Raw genomic sequence first — 26,348 nt, 5'->3', positions numbered from 1 at the left:
CAAATCAAACAAAACAGGGTTTTTATTAAGCTCCATAAATTGAATATTATTTTCTTTAAAGCGAGTAATTAATTGCTCATAATCTTCTTTATGTTTTAACTCTACTCCGACTAATGCTGGACCATTTTCCTTATTATGTTTCTTAATATACTCAAAACGAGTAATATCATCTTCTGGCCCTAATCCTTTATCAAGAAATTCTCTTAACGCGCCTGAACGCTGTGGGAATTCAATGATGAAATAATGCTTTAACCCTTCATAAATGAGAGATCGTTCTTTCATTTCTTGCATTCTATCAATGTCATTATTTCCACCACTTAGCGTACATACAACTGTTTTACCTTTTATTTCATCACTGTATAAATCAAGTGCTGCAATAGAGAGTGCACCAGCCGGTTCAGCTACAATCGCATTTTTCTTATACAGTTCTAAAATCGTCGTACAAACTTTCCCCTCTGGTACTAAAACGATGTCATCAATTACATCTTTACAAGTTTCAAAAGTTAACTTTCCTACCTTTTTAACCGCTGCCCCATCAACAAAACTATCTATTTTCTCTAATGCGACATTATCATTTTGAAGAAAAGCCTCTTTCATAGAGGCAGCTCCCATCGGTTCTACACCAATAACCTTTGTAGTAGGACTAACACCTTTTACATATGTACCAACACCTGATGCTAATCCACCACCGCCGATTGCCGTAAAGATATAATCAACCGGTTTCTCCATATCATGCATAATTTCAACTGCCACTGTCCCTTGACCAGCAACTACATACGGATCATCAAACGGATGAACAAATGTCATTCTATTTTCTTCACAATAACACTGTGCTTCTTGGAAAGAGCTATCGAATGTATCACCAACTAATACAATCTCTGCGAAATCACCACCGAAAAATTGTACTTGTGATACTTTTTGTTTCGGTGTTGTTGTGGGCATAAATATTTTCGACGGAATCTTCAATAAATTACATGTATAAGCAACTCCTTGCGCATGATTACCAGCACTTGCACAAACAACACCGTTTTGTAACTTTTCTTTCGGTAAACTTTGAATCAAATTGTATGCACCACGAATTTTGAAAGAGCGAATTAATTGTAAATCTTCTCGTTTTACATAAACGTCACAATCATATTTCTCAGATAAAACTGTATCACGTTGTAACGGTGTTTTAATAACGATATCTTTCATGCAATTATGAGCCATTAAGATATCTTCAATTTTCACTCTCTCCTTTACCTTTTGCACCATTATATATCATCCTTATCTTTTTTAAATTGGCTCAATCAAAATGTGGGATTTTCAGAACAGCCCCTGTATTCGCCGATGTTACCATTTGTGCATAACGTCCAAGCCAGCCAGTTTTCACTTTCGGTTCTGGTCGTTTCCATTCTTTTTTACGCTTATCTAATTCCTCATCACTCACTCTTACTTCTAGCAAGCGTTCTTCAACATCAATACATACAATATCCCCTTGTTCAAGAAGTGCGATCGTTCCACCAGCTGCTGCTTCTGGTGAAATATGTCCTACTGAAATTCCACGTGAAGCTCCAGAGAAACGTCCATCCGTTAATAATGCAACCTCAGCACCTAATCCCATTCCAGCAATTGCTGATGTTGGTGCTAACATTTCTGGCATACCAGGGCCACCTCTTGGTCCTTCATAACGAATGACAACTACATCTCCTTTTTTCACTTTCCCAAGCATAATGCCAGCAAGTGCCTCATCTTGTGAATTAAAAATAACGCAAGGTCCTTCAAAACGCTTTACCTCTGTTGCACCGCTTTTAATAACCGCTCCATCTTTCGCAAGGTTGCCTTTTAATATACGCAATCCTCCTTCCTCACTATGAGGGTTTTCAAGAGAGTGAATAACTTCCTTATCTTTAATCTCTGCCTCAGCAATATTTTCTCTTAATGTTTGCCCCGTAGCAGTTATTCGATCAAGATGAAGTACTCCTTCTTTCCGGCTCATCTCTTTCAAAATTGCACTAATCCCGCCCGCACGATCAATATCTTCCATATGCCAATTGGAAGCAGGGCTTACTTTACATAAATGTGGTACACGTCTTGAAACGGCATCAATACGGTTCATATCGTAATCTAATCCAGCCTCTTGCGCGAGCGCCAATGTATGCAACACTGTATTTGTTGAACCGCCCATCGCCATATCAAGCGCAAACGCATCATCAATTGCTTCTTCCGTTACAATGTCTCTTGGTTTAATATCTCTTTCAATTAAAATTTTCAATTTCTCTGCTGCTTGTTTAATTAACTCTTCACGTCTTGGATCAATTGCTAAAATACTCCCGTTACCAGGAAGAGCTAAACCTAACACTTCACATAAACAATTCATAGAGTTCGCGGTAAACATACCCGAACAAGAGCCACAAGATGGACAGCCATGATCTTCAATATCTTTTAATTCTTCTTCTGAAATTTTCCCAGATTGATAAGCTCCTACTCCTTCAAAAACGGAACTCAGATCAACAACTTCTCCTTTAGATGTTTTTCCTGCTGCCATTGGGCCGCCTGAAACAAACACAGTCGGAATATTAATACGTAGTGCAGCCATCATCATACCTGGTGTAATTTTGTCACAGTTTGGAATACAAATCATGCCGTCAAACCAGTGTGCATTTACAACCGTTTCTACTGAATCTGCAATTATTTCACGACTCGGAAGAGAATAACGCATACCGATATGTCCCATCGCAATACCATCGTCAACTCCAATTGTATTGAATTCAAATGGTACCATACCCGCCGCACGAACTGCCTCTTTTACAAGTTTCCCAAACTCGTTCAAGTGTTTATGCCCTGGAATAATTTCAATAAAAGAATTACAAATCGCTATGAAAGGTTTATCAAAATCTTCATCTTTCAAACCAGTTGCTTTTAATAAACTACGGTGCGGCGCTTTATCAAAACCTTTTTTAATCATGTCACTTCTCATCTTGTCAAATCCCCTCTTACATATTTTTCATTTATACTCTCTCACTCTATTTCTTTACTAATTCTTTCGGTGCATGAATCCAACTCATCATTTCACGAAGCTCTGCCCCCACTTTTTCTAATTGATGATTTTGTTCTGCTTTTTTCATTGCGTTATACGTCGGACGCCCTGCTTGATTTTCTAAAATCCATTTCTTCGCAAATTCACCTTGCTGAATTTCTGTCAGAACACGCTTCATTTCCTTCTTCGTTTCATCTGTAACAATTCTCGATCCTGTTACATAATCTCCAAATTCTGCCGTATCTGAAATAGAATGGCGCATATTCGTTAATCCACCTTCGTACATTAAGTCAACAATTAGCTTTAATTCATGCAAACATTCAAAGTATGCAATTTCAGGACGATATCCACCTTCCGTTAACGTTTCGAACCCGGCCTTCACAAGTGCAGTTACCCCGCCGCAAAGTACAGCTTGCTCACCGAATAAATCCGTTTCGGTTTCTTCTTGGAATGTCGTTTCAATTACACCCGCACGTGTACAACCTACACCTTTTGCATACGCTAATGCTACATGTAGCGCTGTTCCCGTCGCATCTTGATGCACTGCGACTAATGCCGGAACACCATTTCCTTCTTGATATACACGGCGAACGAGATGACCTGGACTTTTTGGCGCAACCATTGCTACATCTACGTAACTTGGCGGATTAATTTGGCCGAAGTGAATGTTAAATCCATGTGAGAAAAGTAACATTTGTCCTTCACGGAGATTCTCTTCTACTTCTGATTTATATACATGTGCTTGCTGTTCATCTGGCAATAACATTTGTACAACTTGTGCGGTTCGAACCGCTTCTGAAACAGACATTACTTCAAATCCATCTGCTTTTGCTACTTCATACGATTTACCAGGTCTAACACCAACTACAACTTCCACACCTGAATCACGTAAATTTTGTGCCTGCGCATGCCCTTGAGATCCATAACCAATTACCGCAACTGTTTTCCCTTGTAATAACTCTACATTTGCATCTTTCTCATAATACGTTTTCATACTCCATACACCCCTTATAATTTATTTACTTGCAGTACATCAATTAATTTTTTCAACTGACTAACAAGTAATGTCGCTTCATTTTCAGTACAAACTGCTGTGAGTTTCATTTCAGAAACGCCACTCGTATCTCTTTCGTTTAAATGTAAAGAAGAAATATAATAGCCACGCCGAGCAAAAATTCCACTTATACGTAATAAGACACTTGGCTCGTTATGAATAACGAGTGAAAAAGTATGACTCATTCTTCCCACCTCTTCATAATCATTTCGTTATTCCCTTTGTTTGGCGGAACCATCGGAAATACGTTTTCACCTTCTTCTACACAAAAATCAACTACGACAGGACCTTCGTGAGCAAATGCTTCTAACACCACTTGTTTCGCCTCTGTTGAATTTGTCGCCCTTAATCCCTTCACTCCATAAGCTTCTGCCACTTTCACAAAATCTGGTGAGCCAATTTTTGACTCTGATAAACGATTTTCATAAAACATTTCTTGCCATTGCCTTACCATCCCTAAAAATCTGTTATTTATAATAAATACTTTTACAGGGATGTTATTTTCAGCAATTGTTTGTAGTTCTTGAATGTTCATTTGAAAAGAAGCATCACCTGCAATACAAACGACGAGTTCTTCTTCTTTTGCAAGCTGAGCACCAATTGCCGCTGGGAACCCAAACCCCATTGTTCCTAATCCTCCAGAGGTAAGGAACGTCCGAGGTTTTCTTGCTTTATAGAAGTGAGCAGCCCACATTTGATGCTGTCCTACTTCTGTTGTGACAATCGCTTCACCATTCGTTAATTCACTTACTAAGTTGATCACATGCTGTGGTTTTAACTCAGATTCTTTTTGCTTATAAGAAAGTGGATATTCTTCTTTCCATGCCTTTACTTTCTGAAGCCATTCATCTGTTTGTGTATAAATAGACATATGTAACAACATGTGTAACGCTTTTTTCACATCACCAACAATCGGATGCTCTACAGTTACATTTTTATGAAACTCAGAAGGATCAATATCAATATGTACTTTTTTCGAGTGCGGAGAAAAAAGTTCTAATTTTCCTGTTACACGATCATCGAAGCGAACACCTAATGCAAGTAGTAAATCACATTCTGTTACCGCCATATTAGCAGCGTATGTCCCATGCATACCAAGCATCCCTAGAAACAATGGATCTCCCGGTGGATATGCACCAAGTCCCATTAAAGTTGAAACGACTGGAATACGGTTCTCCCTTGCGAATTCGAAGAGTTCATCGGATCCACCTGAATGAATGACACCTCCTCCAATATAAAGAAGTGGACGCTTTGATTTTGAAATTGCTTTAGCCACCTCTCTAAGTTTCATGCTGTCTGGTACAAGTTCTGGTTTGTACCCCGGAATATCAACTTCTTCATTAAAGAAACTGGTGACTTTTGCATTTTGAACATCTTTTGGAATATCGATTAATACTGGTCCCGGTCGTCCGCTTTTGGCGATGTAAAAAGCTTCTTGCACAATTCGTGATACATGATTTACATCACGAACTTGGTAATTATGCTTCGTAACAGGTACTGTAATTCCGACAACATCCGCTTCTTGAAATCCATCTTTACCAATTAAAGGCGTTGCAACTTGGCCGGTAATGACAACTAAAGGAATCGAATCCATATAAGCGTCTGCTAAGCCCGTAACTAAATTTGTCGCCCCTGGGCCAGAGGTAGCAAAGACTACCCCGACCTTCCCAGAAGCTCTCGCATATCCTTCAGCCGCATGAATGGCAGCTTGTTCATGACGAGTTAAAACATGTTTCAAACCACTTTCGTATAACGCATCGTATACTGGTAAAATCGCTCCGCCTGGATAGCCGAAAACGGTCGTTACACCCAATTTCTTCAAACCTTGAATCACGTGCCCAGCGCCTGTCATTTCTTCACACTGTAACTTCTCATACGCTGTATACTGCTGCTTCATTTCAATTAACTCCTCTCCTTATTTATGCTAAGCTTTCCGTCAGCCCGGGAACACGTACTCCTCTTTCTCTCGTTAATTTTTTAAATTCTTCGGTCAATTGTTTCGTTACACTTCCTGGTTTCCCATCTCCAATTTCTCTCGAATCAACTTTTACAACTGGAATTAACTCCGCTGCTGTTCCTGTTAAAAATACTTCATCCGCTACATATACGTCATGGCGAGTGAATGGTCTTTCCTCACACGGAATACTCAGTCGTTCACATAGCTCGATAACACTATTTCTCGTAATACCTTCTAATGCCCCTAAATAGGATGGCGGGGTTAATACTTTTCCATCTTTCACAACGAAAACATTATCGCCAGAACCTTCACAAACATATCCTTGTTGATTTAACATAAGAGCCTCTAACACTCCTGCTTGTGCCGCCTCAATTTTTACAAGTACGTTATTTAAATAATTCATTGACTTAATACGTGGATCTAACGCGTCTGGCGTATTACGTCTTGATGCAACAGATACAACGCTTAGCCCATTATCATAAAATTCTTGTGGGAATAACTTTAATTGTTCTGCAATGATAATTACGCTCGGCTTCACACAACTTCTCGGATCGAGTCCTAAGTCACCTTTTCCTCTTGAGACAATTAAGCGAATATAAGCATCAGCGTATTCATTTTTTTGGAGTGTATGTAAAACTGCTTCTTCCATTTCTTCTACCGTCATTGGAATTGTTAGTAAAATAGATTTCGCTGATTCATACAATCGTTTCACATGTTCTTTTAAACAAAATACATTTCCTCCGTAACTACGAATCCCTTCAAATACACCGTCTCCGTATAAAAAACCGTGATCATACACTGAAACAACTGCCTTTTCTTTTTCTACAAATTCCCCATTCATGTAAATGTACTGGTTTCCCATCTCACATCGCTCCTCTTTTTTCTCTATTTTTGCAATCTATTTCTACATCGATTGCTGAGATGAGTAATTTTAACAGAATATTCAGTATATAAACCTTAAAAATATACTCGTCTCAACAATCGATTACTTACATACTTGTAGCAATCCATTGCTGAGACGAGGGAATCGTGGTACCACTCAGCTTCCTTATACTTCTCACGAAATATAAGCTCTGCAAGTCCAATTAGACTTTTGTTTTTCTATCGGGAACAACCCCGCTACTTTTTACTAGTTTTCAAAAGTAGTGCTCCAAGGTGATTTTCAATGAGTGAATTGTTACCACCCTCACAGCCTCGGGGCAGCTCTCTGAAACAATCTTTATCATTTACTCTCCTCTTCTACGCATTCTCTTCTTCTATTTTTAAAAATAAAAACTCTCGCCTCAGCAATCAACTACTACAATTTAGTAGCTTTGATTGCTGAGGCGAGAGTTTCGCGTTACCACTCAGCTTCCTTATACTTCTCACGAAATATAAGCTTTGTAGGTCCAATCAGACCTCCGTCCTTTTACCGGAGACGATGCCGCCGCCCTCTACTCAGTTTCCCTTTCGCAAGCGATGCTCCGAGGTGATCTTCAATGATTTGATTGTTACTACCCTCACAGCCTTGGAGTAGCTCTCTGAAACGATCATAATCATCTACTTTCCTCTTCTTTGCATATACAACATATAAAGTTAGAAAATTCTTAATTAACTTTTATTTGTTACACGTATTATAGGACGTTGTTCTTTTCGTTGTCAACATGTTTTCTCAAAAAAATCAAAATTCATTCTATTTATTTTTTCTCAAATCAAAATTGGAATGCATTACTTACATACACTCATATATTACTTAAGTATGTTTGCATTACTACATAAAGAAAAACTTATAAAGTTTATGAGGAGATGAGGAAACTATGTTAAAAGGGAAAGTAGCGTTAGTTACAGGAGCAAGCCGAGGAATTGGACGAGCGATCGCTAAACGTTTAGCAAATGACGGTGCATTGGTTGCTGTTCATTACGGTAATCGAAAAGATGACGCTGAAGAAACTGTTCATGAAATTCGATCAGATGGTGGCCAAGCTTTTTCTATCGGCGCAAATTTAGAATCCTTACACGGTGTAGAAAACCTTTATAACGCTTTAGATACTGAATTACAAAAGCGCACTGGTGAAACACAATTTGATATTTTAATAAACAATGCTGGCATTGGTCCTGGTGCTTTTATTGAAGAAACGACTGAACAATTTTTTGATAGAATGTTTTCAGTAAATGCAAAAGCACCATTCTTTATCATTCAACAAGCACTGCCACGTTTACGTGACAATAGCCGAATTATTAATATTTCATCCGCTGCCACCCGCATTTCTTTACCTGATTTTGTTGCATATAGCATGACGAAAGGCGCTATTAATACAATGACTTTTACGCTAGCAAAACAGCTTGGAGCACGAGGAATAACGGTGAATGCAATACTTCCAGGATTTATTAAAACAGATATGAATGCAGAACTCTTGAGCGACCCGATGATGAAGCAGTACGCTACTACTATTTCCGCTTTCAATCGCTTAGGTGAAGTAGAAGACATTGCCGATACTGCTGCATTCCTTGCTTCTCCAGACAGCCGCTGGGTAACTGGACAATTAATTGATGTGAGCGGAGGATCTTGTTTATAAAAAACATATATTTTCAAATCTTTTTTATTGCGCAATAAAACAATTTATATAATACTATATAAAACATATACATTTAGGAGGATTACAGCAATGTCCGAAAAAACATACGAACTCGCAACCTTCGCAGGCGGTTGCTTTTGGTGCATGGTAAAACCATTTGATGAACTTCCTGGTATTCATAAAGTACTTTCTGGCTATGCAGGAGGTCATGTAGAAAACCCAACATATGAACAAGTAAAAGCTGGAACATCTGGACATTTAGAAGTTGTTCAAATTACATTCGATCCTTCTATTTTTCCTTATCAGAAATTACTAGACTTATATTGGCCACAAATCGATCCAACTGATGATGGCGGACAATTTTTTGACCGTGGTCCATCTTATCGTACCGCTATTTTTTATCATAACGAAACACAAAAAGGGCTTGCTGAAAAATCAAAACAAGCTCTTACAGAAAGCGGTATGTTTAAAGATCCAATCGTGACTGAAATTCGTCCTGCTGCACCTTTTTACGCAGCAGAGGAATACCACCAACATTTCTATAAAAAGAATCCAGAGAAATATGCTACTGAGCAAAAGGAATCTGGTCGTGAAGACTTTATTAAAGAAAATTGGCAAAAAAAATAATAAAAACGCATCGTGCTTTTTTAATACGATGCGTTTTTATTTTTGATAAAAGTACCATACAATGATGAGAACAACCGCTGTTAATGCCCAAAGCGCTACTTCATTTTTCACTCTACTCTTTTTCTTAGTCATTTCATCTCCTCCTAATAGCAATACAACGTATTCAAGATTTCCTCTGTTTCATTGTCCACCTTATATACATAAATACATCCTTACCAATCCTTATAACAAGACCACCAATGATTCCGATTGCAATTGAAATTACTAACATTTGTCCAAAGCTAAAAGAATTTGTGTACGTTATGTAAAGAACGATACATATAAGTAAAACATCCGGTAAAGAAAGTAAAAACCTTTTAAGCATTCCTTTATCTCCTCTATACTTTATTTATATCTTCTACTGTAATTTTGAAATATAGTTTGTTCAAAAATTCCATTTAGGCCCTCATTTTATGAAAAATAATAAGAATCCCTTTTCAAAAGAGATTCTTATTCAGTAGATTTAAGTTTAATTATTTTCTACATATCCTATTCCATAATTACTCCTAAAATAGAATAATATTACTAATCATTTATTGTAAATTGACTATTTGCCAGGCAACCGAATGTCGCGCCAGCTACCTACATCGCATTGGCCAAATTCATTATTACCTACCGCGACTACCGTGCCATCCGATTTAAGGCCAACAGTATGACAACGCCCCGCCGCTATCATATCTTTGGGCCATCGCTTCACTTTTTCTTTCGATAAAAGGTAATCCATGTTTTACCTCCTTGCATATAAGCAACTGTATCATAATAGATATTTTTATCAAATTTCATTATAAATCTACATTTACAAAGAAAGCTTATTTTACTTCTTCAAAAAATAAAAACCTCCAGTTTAAATACTAGAGGTTTTCTCGTTATTTCTTCAAGCGGTCAATAAAATCGTTCAATTTATCTAGCGATTTCATATTCTGATTGCAAGCTACACCATCTTTGCAAATGTAGTTTCCCTTTTTAACGAAAGTTCCTGGTACATCGCCTTTAATTTCAACTAAAAACATTCCTACTTCTTCATGCCCATGACATAATGAACAAATGCTTTTTTTATTTAAACTTTGGAACGTTCCTTGCAGACCAACAAATTTATTTTTATCATTTTTCGCTATAATAAATTTCCTGCTTGATCCCTTATCAATCCAGCTTAAATAAGATATTTCTTTCATATCTATTTCTTCCATATCAGGAAGTTTTAACTTTTTCGCCTTAGGAAATAACTTTTTTAATGTTTGTGCTGTAACTTCTTGAAACGGAATTACATACGGATTTATTTTCATTAAAAATGATTCTGCATCTTCTCTATTTTGAACTGTTAATACCGTATCAATTAACTCTTTCTGTTCATCCGTTAAATTCTCAAATACATGTATTATCTTTTCAATCGCAAGCGATTTTAACGCTTGAATTACACCTCTATCATTTGCCGTTGCATGCCCGTTTGCTAAAATATAAGCTTGTGATTTTATAAAATTATATTGATCACTTCTAATAAACGCTTCCATCTTTATCACTCCATACAAATTGTTGATCTAGTTTTATTGTATACAATGATTACGTTTTTTGATATGTAAAAGATAACTTAGAAACAAACATTACATATATCACTTATTCTCTACCGCTGCATTTCCTGACAAAAGAAGCCATCATCCGTTTTCCATTCCGCATATAATACGTCTTCAAATTTAGTAATTCCTTTTTGCTTTATTTGTTTATAAAGCCACCCTTCATCAAATCCCGCTTCCCTCAAATTATCCTTAACTACTTTTCCATCACTAATTAATGAAATTGGTAAGTATACAGGCTTATGTTTTAAACTTAAATCATTTACAGTAGGAGATTCGTATTTACTTTTTTTCAAAACGCTTATGTTTCCGTTAGGTTCCAATATCATATATTCAACTTCTCGGATTGAAAATATATCTTTTTGTTGCCTAAGCATTTGTTGTAATTGGTTTATATCCAAATGATTTACGCTTAATTGTTCACGATCAATCTTTCCATTACGAATAATAATTGAAGGATATCCTTCAAAAAACCTTCTTGTCCCTCTTACTTTTTGTGTTATCACTTCAATAGTATAAATTAAAATTACCCAAACAAATACTGAATATAAAATAGACCATACTTTAATTTTAGGATCATATATTGAATTTCCAACGAGCTCACCTAGGACGATTGCAGAAATAAAATCAAAGGGCGTTAGCTGAGATATTTGTGTTTTCCCTAATATTTTTGTAGCAATTAATAGAACAAAAAAACCAATTAAAAGCTCTATCGTTATTTGTCCAATATGATTCATATATGTTCACCTTTCTACTCTTCAAATGTTCTGTATAGCATTTAATAAAAAAACGGCACATTTTTTCTATTATCATGCCCGTTCACACTTCATATATCCAATACATATAAAACAAAAAGAGTCTGATTCAAAGTAATATATGAATCAGACTCTTTTCCTCTTATTTAGAATACACAATCTTTTTAATCGTTTCCCCAGAAAGAAAATATTCTTCTGCAAGTTGATGAATAGCAATCCCACTTTTAAACGCTTCTTTAATTGCTTTATTTCTTTCATCTAATTGTTTTCTTCCGCCAGATCGTGTACCCCATTTATAATGTTTCGTTTCTTGTTTCGGAATGTAAATTGTTTCACCTTGTATATACTTTTGAATTTCAGTAATTAAACTCTCCGGTAAAACAGCATTAGCTTTTACGTATTTCATTTCTGCTCGCCCCTTATTTTTTATGGTTCATTTCAATAAGGTGCAAAGCCAAATATAAAAAATGATACGAGCTCATATAGGCGATTGTATATTACTTGTCTACCTCACGCAAAGTATCGCCATTTCCATACTTGGCTTTGCATGAGACGTTGCAGTGTCTGGCAATTGAATTATAATCGCCATATAAACACCTCCTAATATACCTTTTGTATTTTATTATATGATAAATTCCTTCTCCTTGCATCCACGCCCTTCTTAAAGCACGAAATTACTTAGTTTGATATAATACTTTTTAATTGAATCAAAAATCATTGTGAGGTTACATTATGAAGAAAAAAATTATCATTACGATCGTTACACTATTTTTTATTATCACGGCATTATTCGGAACATACAAATTGATGAACGCAAGAAGCTTTCAATTATTTGGAAATTTAACACAATGTGTAGAAACAAATGAAAAAGTGATCGCTTTAACTTTTGATGATGGCCCTACTAACAATGTAAAACAAATATTACCGCTACTAGATAAATACAACGCTAAAGCTACTTTCTTTTTAATTGGAAATGAATTAGAGAAAAATTTATCGTTAGGAGAAGCTATCGCGCAATCTGGGCACCAACTTGGAAACCATACATATTCTCATAATAGAATGGTTTTCAAAACACCTTCTTTTATTAAAGGTGAAATAGAAAAAACGAATTCATTAATCCGCCAAACAGGATTTACAGGCGAAATTGATTTTAGGCCCCCTAACGGTAAGAAGTTAATAGGGCTGCCATATTATTTAAATAAAAACAATATCGAAACAATCACATGGGATCTTGAGCCCGATACTTTTTATAAATCTGCGGCTGATAAAATTAAATACGTTAATAAAAATGTAAAACCAGGTTCTATCATTTTACTGCACTCTATGTATGATGAGTCTAATGAAAATTTACAAACGATTGAAGGTATTTTAGATTCTTTATCTAAGAAGGGATATCAGTTCGTAACGGTAAACGAACTGCAAAAAAGAGCAAAATAAAAAGGTAGCGTATCTTTGTATGATACGCTACCTTTCTATTTATATAATGCCAAGTACATTTAAGAATACGATAATAATCGCAATTGGTGCGATAAAGCGAAGTAAGAATAACCATAACACAAATACTTTGTATCCTTTATTTTTACTTACACCTAGCTCTTTCATTAATACATCTTTCTTCATTTTTAAAGGAACAAAGATAGAAACTAATAATACACCAAGTGGCATTAATACGTTACTTACTGCATAGTCCGCTAAATCAAAGACTGTCTTCCCGAAAATCTTCAGATCACTTAATATACCGAATGATAATGCTGATGGTACCCCAACAACGAAGATTAATAACCCTACGATTAAGGCCATTTTTTCACGTTTCCCTTTACCTTTTGATGTTAACGATGCAACACTAATTTCTAACATCGAAATTGCTGATGTAATAGTAGCAAAGAAGAATAGTAATAAGAAAACGATGAAGAATAATTTTCCGAATGCCATTTTACTGAAAATAGCTGGCAGTACGATAAATAATAGCCCAGGTCCTTGAGATGGTTCCATTCCAAATGCGAACACTACTGGGAAAATTGCAAGTCCTGCAAGTAATGTAATAACAAGAGTTAAGGCTACGATAGAAAATGCTGAACGTGGTAAGCTTTCTTCTTTCGGTAAGTATGAGCTATACGTTACCATAACGGCTACCCCGACAGATAATGAGAAGAACGATTGCCCCATTGCGTATAATATAACTTCTGATGTTACATGTGAGAAGTCAGGTTGTAAGAAGAAACGAACTCCTTCTCCAGCACCATCTAACGTAAGTGCACGAACGATTAAAACAAAGAATAAAACGAATAATGCTGGCATGAAATATTTATTTACTTTTTCAACACCATTTTGTACACCTTTACTTACGATGAAAATAGTAATTAGGATGAATAATAGCTGTGACCCAACTGCTAAATATGGATTGGAAATGATTTCACCAAACGTAGCTTCGTATGCCCCATTTCCTTCCCATAGTCTACCTGTAATTGCATTCCATAAGTATAATAAAATCCAGCCTCCTACAACACTGTAGAAAGAAAGTAGTATGAAACAAGTTACAATTCCTAATTTCCCTAACCATGGCCATAATGTTTTTGGTGCGATTTCTCTATATGCATCAACGGCCTCTTTTTGTGTACTTCTTCCGATAACGAATTCAGCTAATAATAGTGGTAAACCAATTAATAATGTGAAACCGATGAAAATTAGGAAGAACGCGCCGCCTCCTCCAATGCCGGCCATATATGGGAATTTCCAAATCGCCCCAAGACCAATTGCCGAACCTGCTGCAGCTAATACGAAACCTAATTTCGATGTCCATTGCTGTGAATTCATTTGTTAATCTCCTCTCTATCTCTTTTTCTTTGTTACAATTCGGTATTTATATTGTTCTATCAATACTCTTTTCTAATACGTTCACTTCCTCCCTAATAATAAAAAAACGCCCCTACGTAAATACGTAGGGACGACAAAAATATCGCGGTACCACCCTAGTTGTGAAGAACACTAAGAAACCACCTAAATAAAAACGCCCCTACGCAAAAACGTAGGGACGATAAAATATCGCGGTACCACCCTAGTTATGAAGCCACACCAAAGTTAGGACCTAAATAAAAAACGTCCCTACGTAAATACGTAGGGACGATAAATATCGCGGTACCACCCTAGTTGTGAAAAAATCTTCACCACTTTATTTGATAACGGTATAAACTACCGTCTTTCATTTCCTCAAAATATGAGATTTATGAAAGATGCTCCAGGACGAACTTCATGAATAATCTATATACTGATTCACACCAACCATCAGCTCTCTGAAATAGGGAGATATTCACTACTATACCCTTTCATTGCCCAAATATTATTTTCCGAATTGATTACTATCATTTTTATCACACATTAAAAATAGTGTCAACTTATATTTCGAATTTTTATGTATTACAATCTATTTAAAAATTCGAAATATAAGTTTTAGTTTAGAAAACAAGTAGCTTAGTACATAACGAATTCTAACAGGCAATAGAAAAAGAATTACGTATTATTGATACTTATTCAATAATACAAATCATCTAGAAACATAACCTGTCTCTCTGTATTCATTTTTTAAGAGTTTGATGGATACCAAGAAAATTTCGCATCACTATCCAGTGGTCTATTTTTTGTTTCTTCTTTAATTACACGAAACCATTCATTTAGAATTTGAGTTTTGGGCAATTGAGCAGCAAGGCTATCTTCCCAAATTATATGTGAGAACCAGGCTTTCGTTTCCCATTCAAACTGCAATTGTGCGAACGAAATTATAGGGTGATCAGCTCCACGAAATTGCTCATTTACTGCATTTGAAACTTCTGGAGCTTGCGGTAACAACTCGTTCTGAATTCTATTTCTTATCGTCTCATTTTCTAGCTGATCCCAGAAATACAATTGCCCATTTATTTGATAAAAAATATCAAATGAAGCCTCACCTTTCTTCAAATTCAATAACACGAAGGCACGTTCCACATCATTGTCAGCCGCTTTTACAGCATTAACAATTATATTTTGTGCCATTGATACCCAGTAACTAGTCGCTTCCTCTACCGGTGATTCAACATACAATTCTTCACTTAATTCATGAAGAGTAGCTTCTTGCTCATTTACTTTTTCAACTTTTTTAAAAAACCTATTAAAAAAACCCATAACTTCCCCCTTATTACTATTTTCTATTTCACAAAATAAAAAATAGATTTTTCTTGCTCATCCACATTTACTCCTGGCGCGTATGTATGAACTTGTTGCAACACTTCTTCTATTAGCAACTCTAACTCCTGCACACTTTTTTCTGGATTCCCTATTAATGTGTCCGCCATACGTTCATATAATTTTTCAGGTTTAATAGTCATTCGTTCCACATTATTAGGCATCCATTTAAACGCTGGATGATGTACGTACATTTTATTCAAACCAAATAAAACACCGAATACGTTCCTTTGTACTTCGCAAATAACGTCATAAAGCATAAGCCAATCTTTCCGTTTTAAAAGCGCCTTTCGATTGTGCCAACGATTACTTAACCATAGATTTTCTGAAATCATCCGTTTTACTAGTTCATCTGGATATGCCGCTACTTTTTCTTTTAATTCATTCACTTTCCCTTCTCCATACAAACTAACACCATCATGAATGGATGATACAATACATTGTTTTTCATAATTTATATCATATTGATCCACCACATCCGAAATTACTTTCTCTACTGTCTCTGTTAAAAAGTTACTAATCTCTAATTTAATTCCCTCTTTCGTTAAATACGTTTCCGACCATTCCTCTTCCTCATACGGATGATACGATAATATTTTCCCATCAATATGATAAATAGGGGCCCTACGATCCTCATCTTCCGGCGGTGTTGACCATAAAATATGTAATTCTATATCTGAATGTTCATCTTCAAGCTTTCTAGCTACTGAACCCGCTAAAATAATGGCTTCTACTTTCGGATTTTTCCTATAAATCTCTGACATCTCTATCGCTTTCTCTTTTAATCCCATTTCATTTCCCCCTAAAATTGCAGTAATCCCCTATATTTCATTTATCTATTTCAATATTACAGCTTGCATTACCTTGTCAAATTCCTACTTAATCATATTTCTATCCAATAGCGCTGAATAACTTCATCAGTACGAGAAGAAACTACTTCATTTTCTAACACACCGCCAACCTTTTGAATCGTTTTAGCAGAACCGATATTGGATTTATCGCAAGTTATTAATACTTTCTGCAATCCTAACTTTTGCGCTTCAGCTAATGCAAGTTGTAGTTGTTTCGTAGCGTAACCGTGGCGACGTTTATTTGGATGGACACTATATCCAATATGACCGCTTTCCCGTAATAATTCTGGATTTAATCTATGTCTAATATTCACAAAACCTATAAGTTCTCCTTTTTCAAAACTTAAAAACTGACTAGATGGCACTCGATTAGCTAGTAAATTTTCTCCTAGTTCTTGTTTACTCACTTTTTCAAACCATTCATCAAGAGAATCAAAGTTTTGTAAAGAACTACTTCCATGTGGTTGTTCCCCTGAGTGTAAAAACGCTTGTCTATACGCCGTAATATGCTCACTATATTCATGTATTGGTTTTAATAGTTTCATTGTTCTTCTCCCCCTCTTCATTCCATAAAACAAACACCTTAATAGCAGCTATTCACTATTAAGGTGTTTCTATCCTTTTTATTCAAATAACCCCATGCTCAAATAACGTTCACCTGTATCAGGCGCAATACATAAAACTTTTTTACCAACGCCTAGACGTTTCGCTATCATGATTGCAGCGTAAACAGATGCTCCAGAAGACGGCCCAACTAATAATCCCTCTTGTCTAGCTAAGTTTCTCATTGTCGTTAAAGCCTCTTCGTCTGCAATTTGAATAATTTCGTTATACACTTCTGTATTTAAGTTTTTCGGGATAAACCCTGGGCTTGTTCCTACTAGTTTATGAGGACCTGGTACACCACCTGATAAAACGGGAGATCCTTTCGGTTCCACTACTGCAATATATAAGTTTGGTAATTTCTCCTTTAACGTTTCACCAGTCCCTGTAATCGTTCCGCCTGTTCCTGCCGTTGCAACAAAAGCGTCCAGCTCTCCATCCATTTGTTCGTAAATTTCAAGCCCAGTCGTATAACGGTGAATATTCGGATTAGCTGGATTTTCAAATTGTTGCGGGATAAAACTATTCGGTATTTGTTTTTGCAGTTCTAACGCCTTCGCAATTGCTCCTGGCATTCTTTGTTCTGCTGGTGTTAAAACTACTTCTGCTCCGTATGCTTTCAATAAATTAATACGCTCTTTTGACATATTGTCTGGCATAATTAAAATCGCTTTATACCCTTTAGCTGCTGCATTCATCGCTAAACCAATCCCTGTATTCCCGCTTGTCGGTTCAATAATTGTATCTCCTGGTTTGATGAGACCATTTTCTTCTGCAACGTGAAGTAAATTATAAGCAGCACGGTCTTTCACACTGCGCGATGGATTAAACATTTCTAGTTTCACATACACATCTGCTGCGTCTTCCGGAATAAATTTAGATAATCGGACGACAGGTGTATCTCCTATTAATTCCGTAACGTTTTCACACAATTTCATAGCGCATCCCCTATTCTATCGTTTTCTTATCACTTGGCAGTAACCATGAAGTGAGTCCAATTAATGGTAGACAACTACATAATAGCATAATAAATTGCAGGCTATATATATCTGCTAATTTCCCAAAAACTACTGCACCTAATGCTCCAAGTCCAAACGCAAGACCTACGATTAATCCTGACACCATTCCCACTTTTCCAGGTACAAGCTCTTGTGCATATACAACAATTACACTAAAACTACTTGAACTAATAAAACCAATACATAAAAATAACGGTACGACCCACACAAGTGAGACATGTGGTAATAACAGTGCAAGTGGCGCTGAACCTAACATTGAAAATACGATGATATTTTTCTTACCAAATCGATCTGCTAACGGTCCTCCGAAGAAAGTTCCTAACACACCAGCAATCATAAATGCGAATACGAAATACTGGGCATTTTTTATAGATAAACCGTAATGCTCTATTAAGTAAAATTGATAGAAATTCCCGATACCAGCACCGTACCAAGAGCGTACAAAAGTAAGAAAAACAAGAAGTATAATAACGAATTTAATGTGTGTGCTTACAATTGCATTTTCCGCCTCAAGTGCAGCCCTCTTCTTCCTTCTTACAGCACCGGTTGCTAATTCATTTTTGTACCAATTCGATACGAAAATTAATAATACAATTCCTACTGCTGCAAATGCTGTAAAACCTAATGAACCAATTTGACCGAGTGGAACGAAAATTAGCGCTGTAAAAATAGGAGCTAAAGAATTCCCCGTGTTTCCCCCAACTTGATAAATTGCTTGCGCTAACCCTCGTTTTGCACCTGCCGCCATATACGCAACACGAGCGCCTTCTGGATGAAAGACCGCGGAACCTAAACCAATAAATAAAACAGAAATAATAACAATAATAAAGTTTGGTGCAAACGCGAGTCCAATCATTCCAAGCATACTTGAAAACATGCCGAGTGGTAATAAAAATGGTGACGGCTTCTTATCTGAATACATACCAAACACCGGTTGCATAATCGATGACGTCATATTTAATGCAAACGCAATCCACCCTACTTGCATATAGGATAAATTCATCGTTTTTTCCAAAATAGGAAACAACGCCGGCACAACTGCTTGCATCGAATCATTTAAAAAATGCCCAAAGCTAATCGCAAATAAAATTCGATATATTGTCGGTGTTTCTACAGTTTTTTTGTGTGAAACTGCCTGCATATATGAATCTCCCCTTTCTGTACAAAATATATATTTATTACAGTAGGTGTAATAAATTCTGACTTTTGAAACATTTCTATTCTATACTGCTTTCATTTCTTTTTCCAGAAATATAACTTAACTCCCGTCATTGGCTTGCATCCTTGTAACTTTCAGCGGTAAAACAGTACAAAAAAAAAGACAACCCAATCACATACTGGGTTGCCTCTTACATTAAATTGCAAAATGCTTATACTTCTCGTAATCACTCGTCTTACATTCTATTTCTAATTTGGTACCCTCGTTTTCGTAACTCGTAGATAAAACGTGTGCATGATTATTGAAATACGAAACTACCTGTCCTTGATCATATGGAATTAACATTTCACACTTCGTATATTCTTTATAGATGTGTGAGCGAATCATTTCTACAAGTTCTTCAATTCCAACATGTTTCTTCGCTGATAAATACACGCGGTCTTCTTGTACTTTCGGAATTTCAACATCCACCATATCTGATTTATTATAAGCATAGATCGTTGGAATATTTTCTACTCCAATTTTCTTTAACGTTTCATTTGTAATATCAATTAATTGTTCATAATTTGGATTTGCGTAATCTACGACGTGAATAAGTAGGTCTGCTTCCGCTACTTCTTCTAACGTTGAACGGAACGCCTTCACAAGATGATGTGGTAATTTACTTACAAATCCAACTGTATCTGTTAATAAAAATGATTTATTATCTGGCAAATCAATATTTCGTACAGATGTTTCTAACGTCGCGAATAACATATCTTTTTCAAATACTTGTTTTTCTTCTGTACCATTATAAATTTCAAGCATTGCATTCATCGTCGTTGACTTTCCTGCATTCGTATAACCTACTAATGCTACAACAGGTATTTCATTTTTCTTACGTTGCTTTCGCTGCGTTTGACGCTGGGCAACGAGCGCTTCTAAATCTTTATTCAAAACTGAAATTTGTTCTTCAATTTTACGACGGTCTAACTCTAACTTCTTCTCACCGACACCTTTATTTTTCGTACCAACGCCGCCACTCTGTCTCCCTAACGATTCACGAAGACCGATTAAACGAGGCATCATGTACTGAAGGTGTGCTACTTCTACTTGTAGCTGTGCTTCTTTCGTTTTCGCACGTTGCGCAAAAATATCTAAAATTAAAATGGTACGATCAATTACCTTACAATCTAAATCCTCTTCTAAATTTCGAATTTGTGAAGGAGATAATTCATCATTAAAGATGACCATATTCGCATCTATTTCTTGTACATACGCTGCTACTTCTTCAATCTTTCCTTTTCCGATATAATGCGATGGATTTACTCGTTGTAAATTTTGCGTTACTTGCCCAATTACCTCTACATCACAGGCTTCCGCAAGATTTGTTAACTCTTCCATCGAATATGCAAAATCATCTTCATTACCTACATTTACTCCAACTAAAACTGCTCTTTGTAATACTTCTTCCATATATTTATTCCTCCATTTCGATTACGTAAAATAAAAAACACAGGTCGCTGCCTGTGTTTTCGTAAACGGATAAGGGTTCACCAAAGAAATAGAAGAAAGCTATGCTTTCATCCTATTTTATAGTCAAAAAGTCCCAAGATCATATACGTATCCACAATAAGCGTTCACCTATACAATCCCATTCTATTTATAAAGGCAAAACAAAAAGAGGGCGTATTCGTCCCTCCCTCTTTGTCACATATAAGCTTAATAAAGGGTTCCTTTAAAATAGGCAGACCAATCCCGTTCACTCTGTACACAGACAGAGCCTTTGAGCGCTATTCAATTATTGGCACAAAGTATTGAGACGTAATCTGATTAAGATCAAAGGAAGCCCCTCCGTTCATTTTAAGTTACATAAAGTGTAGCATAAGTAATTCGCTTTCACAAGGTTTAACAACCTATATCACACTAAAGAAAATCGTCATTTTTTGCGAGTTTTTCTCACAATAAAAATAACAAAAGAAATTATCAATTTTAGAAACTTCTCGTATATTATTTTTACAGCACTCGCCAAATTCCTTCATAGTAAGTTAAGTATTATCGTTTTAATACAACAAAAATCTATATTGACATTTTTATAACTTGATATTAGTATCAGGTTATAAAAATAAAAATTAGGAGATGTTCCTATGCATTCTAAATCTCGTATTACTGCAATTGGTACTTATGTTCCAGATCAAATATTGTCTAATAACGATTTAGAAAAGATGGTCCATACGAATGATGAATGGATTGTACAAAGAACAGGAATGAAGGAAAGAAGAATCGCTAGCGAAGAAGAATATTCCTCAAACTTAGCCATTAAAGCAATTGAAAATTTATGTACAACATATAAGAAAAACTTAGAAGATGTCGACTGTATCATTGTCGCTACTACTACTGCTGATTACGTTTTCCCTAGTGTTGCTTGCCAAATACAACAATACTTCAACATACCTCATACACTAGCTTTTGATTTAAATGCAACTTGTGCTGGTTTTACATATGGACTACACGTCGGTAATAGCTTAATCACTTCTGGATCACATGAAAAAGTACTTGTCGTAGCGACAGAGACATTATCTAAAGTTACTGATTATACCGATAGAACGACCTGTATTTTATTCGGTGATGGTGCTGGAGCTATTTTATTAGAAAGAGATGAAAACACCCCAAGCTTTATCGCTGCTCACATGGGAACAAATGGTGATGGCGGCATTTATCTATATAGAACAAACTTATCTACTACTATGAATGGAACACCACTGCAAACAAATGAAAAAATCGTTCAAAATGGAAGAGAAGTATATAAATGGGCAACACGAACAGTGCCAAAAGGCATAAAAAATTTATTACATAACGCAAATATGCAAGGGGATGATATAGACTGGTTCATACCCCACAGCGCTAACTTACGAATGATTGAATCTATTTGCGAAAAATCTCAAATTCCAATACAAAAAACATTAACGAGCGTGGAATATATGGGGAATACCTCTTCAGTCACCATTCCACTCGCTCTAGATTTAGCTATAAAAGAATGGAAGTTAAATAATGGAGACACACTTTTACTATACGGATTCGGTGGTGGTCTTACACATTTAGGGCTTATTGTAGAGTGGAATTTAATTTAAGTGTATAAAAAGAGGCTCTAGTCAGTAACTAGAACCTCTTTTTCATTTAATTTCTTGCCCCTTTTCGAGACCATATCACAACAGGAATAAGTAATAACGCTAACACGCCTCCAGCCAATGACAATGCCGCATAACTTGAATTCGCTACTACCATACCTGACATCGCTCCACCAGAAGCTCCAGCTAGCGCAATAAAAACATCTATTTTCCCTTGTGTTTTAGCACGTGTAGACGGTGTTGTGGAATCAACGATTTGTGCTGTACCACTAATCAATCCGAGGTTCCATCCTAGCCCAAGTAAAGACAAAGCAACGATTAATAGTAATAAAGAATCACTTGGCGCTATCGCAGCTATGACACCCGCTGCAAGTAAAATCACTCCACCAGCTATGCTCATTGTAGTTCGGCCAATTTTATCAATTAACATTCCTGTAACGAGAGATGGAAGATACATTGCACCTACATGAAAACCTATCACAAGTCCTACTGCACTTAAACCGTGACCGTGGTGTCCCATATGAACTGGCGTCATCGTCATAATCGCAACCATCACGATTTGCGTAAGTATCATTACGATTGCTCCAACTGTAATACCTTGTTTATTTTCTTTCGCTTCGTCTGTTATTGGTTGTCCTTTATATGTATGTTCCTGTTTATATCTTTCTATTATATTAGCAATAATTAACGGATCTGGACGAAGCATAACAAAAAGAACTAGACCCGCCAGTATAAATGCTGCTGCCGATAGTATGAACGGACCTGCAAGTTTAGGAACTCCAATTGAATGCGCAAAACTACCCATTACTCCTACTAAATTTGGTCCTGCAACTGCACCGAAAGTCGTCATTACCATCGTAATACTAACAGCCGTTGCTCTCTGCTTCTTATCTGCTAAATCTGTACCTGCATAACGAGCTTGTAGATTCGTGGCTGTACCGGCACCATATATGAGTAAAGAAATAAGTAAAAGAATAATGCTATTCGTTAAAGCTGCCATTACAACACCAATTGCTCCAAATCCACCTACTATAAACCCTGTTGCAAGACCTATCCGGCGTCCATATCGTTGCGAAAGCTTCCCTACTATGAAAGCTGCTAATGCTGATCCCAATGTAAACATAGCAGTTGGTAATCCTGCAAATGCATCTGTTCCAAGCATTTGCTGCGCAAGAAGTGCTCCCACTGTAATACCAGCAGCTAGTCCTGCACCGCCAAACATTTGTGAAATGCTGACGATTATTAACGTTCGTTTGTATAGTTTTTGTTGCTCTTCTTCTGTGTACACATGATTATCTATTAAAGCCCCTGCCTTATCTAGCAATTCCCCATCCTCCTTTTAAAATTAATCCCTCTTGTTAATGTACTATGTATAACGTTACATATTCAATGGCATTTTCCATTCATCCCTTTCATTCTAAAAAACTTTCTAATCATACTCGACTTATCCCATGCTATATTAAAAATACTACTATTCACAATATGCAAGGAGAAAACAATGAAAAAACAGGCTAATAGCAGCCTGTTTCCCTTTACACTTCTTCTACTATCCTTCCCCTTCTCTTTTTACTCAAAGCTCTTCCTTCCCAAAACAACAAACTTACGAAAGCACAAATTAAAATAATTGGCACACTTGCTTTATATAAATCTGTAAAACTCATTGCCATCTGATTCTTGGCATAATGATTCACATCATTCGAAAATGTGAGTACCTCTTTCTTTATACTTTCCTCTTGTTTTTCAACTTCTTTTGTTACTTGCCTCATAACTTCTTCTCTTTTTACATCCCTATATTCTACTGGAACTTTTCTTAATATTTCATCCGTCTTGTCGCGAATCAATTCTTCCTTTTTCTCTTTACTTAATCCCATTGTCATTGCATTTTGTTTCTTATTTATATTCGACTCTAAACTTTGATTCTCTATTTTTTCTTTAGTCATTTGTAAAATTTCAGTTTGCTCAGTACTATTCACATGAATATTCCGCACCTTTTCTTCTGCATAATGATATACTTTTTCTTTATTTATAGTTAAATTATGAGTTAAGTTAGAGACAAATATTGCGACCGCCAATACAATTCCAACCTGTCGTAACATTGATACAACACTTTGAGAAGCAGTTAATAATTCTCCTTCAAACGAAGACGCACTTAAAACTGTAATTGGCCCCACTACTAAGCCATATCCGACACCTAATATCATACATGGAATAATAATTTCTGTATTTGTTGAATGAACATCAATCATTTGCAACCAATAGTAGGAAAGCCCCATAACAAGAAATCCTGACAAAATAATAGTTACTTTTCCGAGTTTTTTAATTAAAGTTGCTGCAACTGGTGAGACAAAAAATATCATCGCTGAAATAGGTGTCACTAAAAAAGCCGCTTCAATTTCCGTTCGACCTTGTAGTTTTGTCAAGAACGTTGGAAGCAATACAGTAACTCCAATTAAAAATAAATTACTCAATATAACAACGATTGACGCTCCGACAAACATTCGATCTTGAAATAACTTTAAATTCACCATTGGGTTATGAATCTTTCGTTCTACTAAAATAAATAGAATAAGAGAAATAGTGCTAATTGCATAACAAGACAAAGCAATATTACTTTGCCATCCCCATGTATTACCTTTTACTAATATGAGAGTAAATGAAAAAATTGCTGTGCTACTTAATAGTAGTCCTATCCAATCTATTTTTGAGATAATACGTTCTTCATTTTTTATTTGTAGCATGATACAACATAACACGATTCCTATTATACAAACCGGAACATTAACGAAGAACACCCATCTCCATCCTAAATTTTGCGTAATAATTCCACCTATTACTGGCCCCATAGCAGCTGACAATCCTTGTGTTACTCCTAAAATTGCAAGCGCAACATGCCTTTTAGCTAACGGCATAGCTGATACACCAATTACCATACTTGTTGGAAATAAAATTGCTGCCCCAATACTTTGTATAAAACGAGAAAAAATAAGAAAATCACCTGTATTAGCAAAAGCACAAAGTACCGATCCACCACCAAAAATCACCAGACCAAAAATATACATCTTTGCTTTTCCAAAGATATCAGCTATCCGCCCTAACGGAATGGCAAGCACTGCAATCGTCATTGTATAAACATTTAATACCCAGGACATCTTTTCTAATGAAGTATTTACACTCGATTGTATTGCTGGTAAAGCTATATTCATAATTGTCGTATCAATCATACAAAGAAAGATACCTAAACACATTAAAAAGACAATCTTAATACCCTTTGATTGCTCCATCTTTATATACCCCTTTATTTATTGTGAATGCGTTTTTCATTCTTCTGTTTTATTGTTTTCTTTCGCCTCTAACTCTTCTAATTTTCTCTTCAAAGTCTCCACTTGTGCACTATACGATGCAATACCTACATCTAGTGAAATTTCTTCAACGAAAGTAATACCTACTCTCCACTTTTCATATTTCAATCGAAGATCTGCAATGTACGCTTCTTTTCTTTCAATTTCATCTTTAATCCATTTTTTTATTGTCACATCATCACTATAGTTGCCAAAATACATTCTCATTAAAAAATCCGAACGTAAAACATCCTTCTCTATAGGCGTCTGCATGTATTGATAAAACTCTTCACGTCCTTCATCCGTAATAAAGTACATTTTCTTATTCGGCTTCCCCTCTTGCATGACAACCTCTTTTTTTATTTTCCCTTCATTCTCCAATTGTCGTAACGTTGGATAAATCATTCCAAAACTTCCATCAAAAAAATGAGTAAATACGTCTTCAAACACAATTTTAATATCGTAACCAGACAATTCCTTTT

Annotated in this window: 24 protein-coding genes, 1 pseudogene and 2 other annotated features; of the genes and pseudogenes, 4 read left to right on the top strand and 21 right to left on the bottom strand. The window is 36.0% G+C overall.

Going from position 1 to position 26,348, the window contains the following annotated elements; genetic code table 11:
• From ilvA to ilvE, 6 genes are all read right to left on the bottom strand, one after another.
• Positions 1-1,254: threonine ammonia-lyase IlvA (gene ilvA / locus ACQGSG_RS15755; RefSeq protein ID WP_426947609.1), on the bottom strand; the 1,254-nt coding region annotated here is incomplete at its 3' end.
• A gap of 31 nt (positions 1,255-1,285) precedes the next feature.
• Positions 1,286-2,959, bottom strand: coding sequence for a dihydroxy-acid dehydratase (gene ilvD, locus ACQGSG_RS15750; RefSeq protein WP_001255817.1), 1,674 nt, complete (start codon positions 2,957-2,959; stop codon positions 1,286-1,288).
• Between the two features lie 46 nt (positions 2,960-3,005).
• Entirely contained in the window at positions 3,006-4,013 is a 1,008-nt protein-coding gene (gene ilvC, locus ACQGSG_RS15745) for a ketol-acid reductoisomerase (RefSeq protein WP_000861136.1), read from the bottom strand.
• A gap of 14 nt (positions 4,014-4,027) precedes the next feature.
• Positions 4,028-4,258: an ACT domain-containing protein gene (locus ACQGSG_RS15740; protein WP_000019916.1), complete on the bottom strand. Its 231-nt coding sequence runs from the start codon at positions 4,256-4,258 to the stop codon at positions 4,028-4,030.
• Positions 4,255-5,970 carry an acetolactate synthase large subunit gene (ilvB, locus tag ACQGSG_RS15735; protein WP_000813474.1) on the bottom strand — a complete coding sequence of 572 codons (1,716 nt, stop codon included), beginning with the start codon at positions 5,968-5,970 and terminating at the stop codon, positions 4,255-4,257. Before ilvB ends, ACQGSG_RS15740 begins: the two co-directional genes overlap by 4 nt.
• Positions 5,971-5,992: 22 nt before the next feature.
• A complete protein-coding gene (ilvE, locus tag ACQGSG_RS15730) occupies positions 5,993-6,892 on the bottom strand; it encodes a branched-chain-amino-acid transaminase (RefSeq protein WP_000528156.1) in 900 nt (299 codons plus the stop codon).
• A 149-nt stretch (positions 6,893-7,041) separates the two neighbouring features.
• Positions 7,042-7,281 (bottom strand) — a binding site (T-box leader).
• A gap of 545 nt (positions 7,282-7,826) precedes the next feature.
• On the opposite strand from ilvE, the gene ACQGSG_RS15725 reads away from it, so the two are divergent.
• Both ACQGSG_RS15725 and msrA read left to right on the top strand, forming a co-directional pair.
• Positions 7,827-8,585 carry an SDR family oxidoreductase gene (locus tag ACQGSG_RS15725; protein ID WP_000911808.1) on the top strand — a complete coding sequence of 253 codons (759 nt, stop codon included), beginning with the start codon at positions 7,827-7,829 and terminating at the stop codon, positions 8,583-8,585.
• A gap of 90 nt (positions 8,586-8,675) precedes the next feature.
• Positions 8,676-9,212 carry a peptide-methionine (S)-S-oxide reductase MsrA gene (gene msrA / locus ACQGSG_RS15720; protein WP_001291887.1) on the top strand — a complete coding sequence of 179 codons (537 nt, stop codon included), beginning with the start codon at positions 8,676-8,678 and terminating at the stop codon, positions 9,210-9,212.
• Between the two features lie 163 nt (positions 9,213-9,375).
• On the opposite strand, the gene ACQGSG_RS15715 is transcribed toward msrA, so the two are convergent.
• The 5 genes and pseudogenes from ACQGSG_RS15715 to ACQGSG_RS15695 form a co-directional block, all read right to left on the bottom strand.
• Positions 9,376-9,576, bottom strand: coding sequence for a hypothetical protein (locus ACQGSG_RS15715; RefSeq protein WP_000919320.1), 201 nt, complete (start codon positions 9,574-9,576; stop codon positions 9,376-9,378).
• Between the two features lie 240 nt (positions 9,577-9,816).
• A pseudogene (locus ACQGSG_RS15710) lies at positions 9,817-9,975 on the bottom strand (RCC1-like domain-containing protein); the annotation flags it as partial.
• Positions 9,976-10,117: 142 nt separating this feature from the next.
• The gene (locus ACQGSG_RS15705) at positions 10,118-10,759 is read right to left on the bottom strand and encodes a FusB/FusC family EF-G-binding protein (RefSeq protein WP_000387064.1); all 642 of its coding nucleotides are present in this window, start codon (positions 10,757-10,759) and stop codon (positions 10,118-10,120) included.
• 110 nt (positions 10,760-10,869) lie between these two features.
• Positions 10,870-11,556 carry a DUF421 domain-containing protein gene (locus ACQGSG_RS15700; protein ID WP_001015535.1) on the bottom strand — a complete coding sequence of 229 codons (687 nt, stop codon included), beginning with the start codon at positions 11,554-11,556 and terminating at the stop codon, positions 10,870-10,872.
• 160 nt (positions 11,557-11,716) lie between these two features.
• A complete protein-coding gene (locus ACQGSG_RS15695; protein ID WP_000878325.1) occupies positions 11,717-11,980 on the bottom strand; it encodes a CD3324 family protein in 264 nt (87 codons plus the stop codon).
• A gap of 326 nt (positions 11,981-12,306) precedes the next feature.
• Between ACQGSG_RS15695 and ACQGSG_RS15690 the strand changes: the two genes are divergently transcribed.
• On the top strand, positions 12,307-13,011 hold the full coding sequence (locus ACQGSG_RS15690) for a polysaccharide deacetylase family protein (protein ID WP_000726864.1): 705 nt from the start codon (positions 12,307-12,309) through the stop codon (positions 13,009-13,011).
• Between the two features lie 39 nt (positions 13,012-13,050).
• Here the strand turns inward: ACQGSG_RS15690 and ACQGSG_RS15685 are convergent, their stop codons facing one another.
• From ACQGSG_RS15685 to hflX, 7 genes are all read right to left on the bottom strand, one after another.
• On the bottom strand, positions 13,051-14,388 hold the full coding sequence (locus ACQGSG_RS15685; protein ID WP_001088188.1) for a sodium-dependent transporter: 1,338 nt from the start codon (positions 14,386-14,388) through the stop codon (positions 13,051-13,053).
• A gap of 299 nt (positions 14,389-14,687) precedes the next feature.
• Positions 14,688-14,910, bottom strand: a binding site (T-box leader).
• Positions 14,911-15,153: 243 nt separating this feature from the next.
• Positions 15,154-15,729, bottom strand: coding sequence for a hypothetical protein (locus ACQGSG_RS15680; RefSeq protein ID WP_000505545.1), 576 nt, complete (start codon positions 15,727-15,729; stop codon positions 15,154-15,156).
• Between the two features lie 23 nt (positions 15,730-15,752).
• A complete protein-coding gene (locus tag ACQGSG_RS15675) occupies positions 15,753-16,580 on the bottom strand; it encodes a DUF4037 domain-containing protein (protein ID WP_325843050.1) in 828 nt (275 codons plus the stop codon).
• A 92-nt stretch (positions 16,581-16,672) separates the two neighbouring features.
• The gene (locus tag ACQGSG_RS15670; RefSeq protein ID WP_000771269.1) at positions 16,673-17,185 is read right to left on the bottom strand and encodes a GNAT family N-acetyltransferase; all 513 of its coding nucleotides are present in this window, start codon (positions 17,183-17,185) and stop codon (positions 16,673-16,675) included.
• A 78-nt stretch (positions 17,186-17,263) separates the two neighbouring features.
• Positions 17,264-18,181 carry a cysteine synthase A gene (cysK, locus tag ACQGSG_RS15665; protein ID WP_325843049.1) on the bottom strand — a complete coding sequence of 306 codons (918 nt, stop codon included), beginning with the start codon at positions 18,179-18,181 and terminating at the stop codon, positions 17,264-17,266.
• 10 nt (positions 18,182-18,191) lie between these two features.
• Positions 18,192-19,403 (bottom strand): MFS transporter, encoded by a 1,212-nt coding sequence (locus tag ACQGSG_RS15660; protein ID WP_426947604.1) that lies wholly within the window; start codon positions 19,401-19,403, stop codon positions 18,192-18,194.
• Between the two features lie 213 nt (positions 19,404-19,616).
• Positions 19,617-20,876: a GTPase HflX gene (hflX, locus tag ACQGSG_RS15655; protein ID WP_000393281.1), complete on the bottom strand. Its 1,260-nt coding sequence runs from the start codon at positions 20,874-20,876 to the stop codon at positions 19,617-19,619.
• A gap of 671 nt (positions 20,877-21,547) precedes the next feature.
• Here hflX and ACQGSG_RS15650 point away from each other — a divergent pair.
• Positions 21,548-22,531, top strand: a complete 984-nt coding sequence (locus ACQGSG_RS15650; protein ID WP_325843048.1) for a ketoacyl-ACP synthase III — start codon at positions 21,548-21,550, stop codon at positions 22,529-22,531.
• Positions 22,532-22,577: 46 nt separating this feature from the next.
• On the opposite strand, the gene ACQGSG_RS15645 is transcribed toward ACQGSG_RS15650, so the two are convergent.
• From ACQGSG_RS15645 to ACQGSG_RS15635, 3 genes are all read right to left on the bottom strand, one after another.
• The gene (locus ACQGSG_RS15645; RefSeq protein WP_098906292.1) at positions 22,578-23,852 is read right to left on the bottom strand and encodes an MFS transporter; all 1,275 of its coding nucleotides are present in this window, start codon (positions 23,850-23,852) and stop codon (positions 22,578-22,580) included.
• A 208-nt stretch (positions 23,853-24,060) separates the two neighbouring features.
• Positions 24,061-25,809 (bottom strand): MDR family MFS transporter, encoded by a 1,749-nt coding sequence (locus ACQGSG_RS15640; protein ID WP_325843047.1) that lies wholly within the window; start codon positions 25,807-25,809, stop codon positions 24,061-24,063.
• Between the two features lie 36 nt (positions 25,810-25,845).
• The coding region (locus tag ACQGSG_RS15635) for a PadR family transcriptional regulator (protein WP_426947600.1) at positions 25,846-26,348 on the bottom strand (503 nt) is incomplete at its 5' end.

The organism is Bacillus sp. GMa5/1 (genome assembly GCF_050172015.1).
Classification (GTDB): domain Bacteria; phylum Bacillota; class Bacilli; order Bacillales; family Bacillaceae_G; genus Bacillus_A; species Bacillus_A cereus.
The sequence above is the reverse complement of the archived record's forward strand: the minus strand, read 5'-3'. Positions and strand labels throughout refer to the sequence as shown.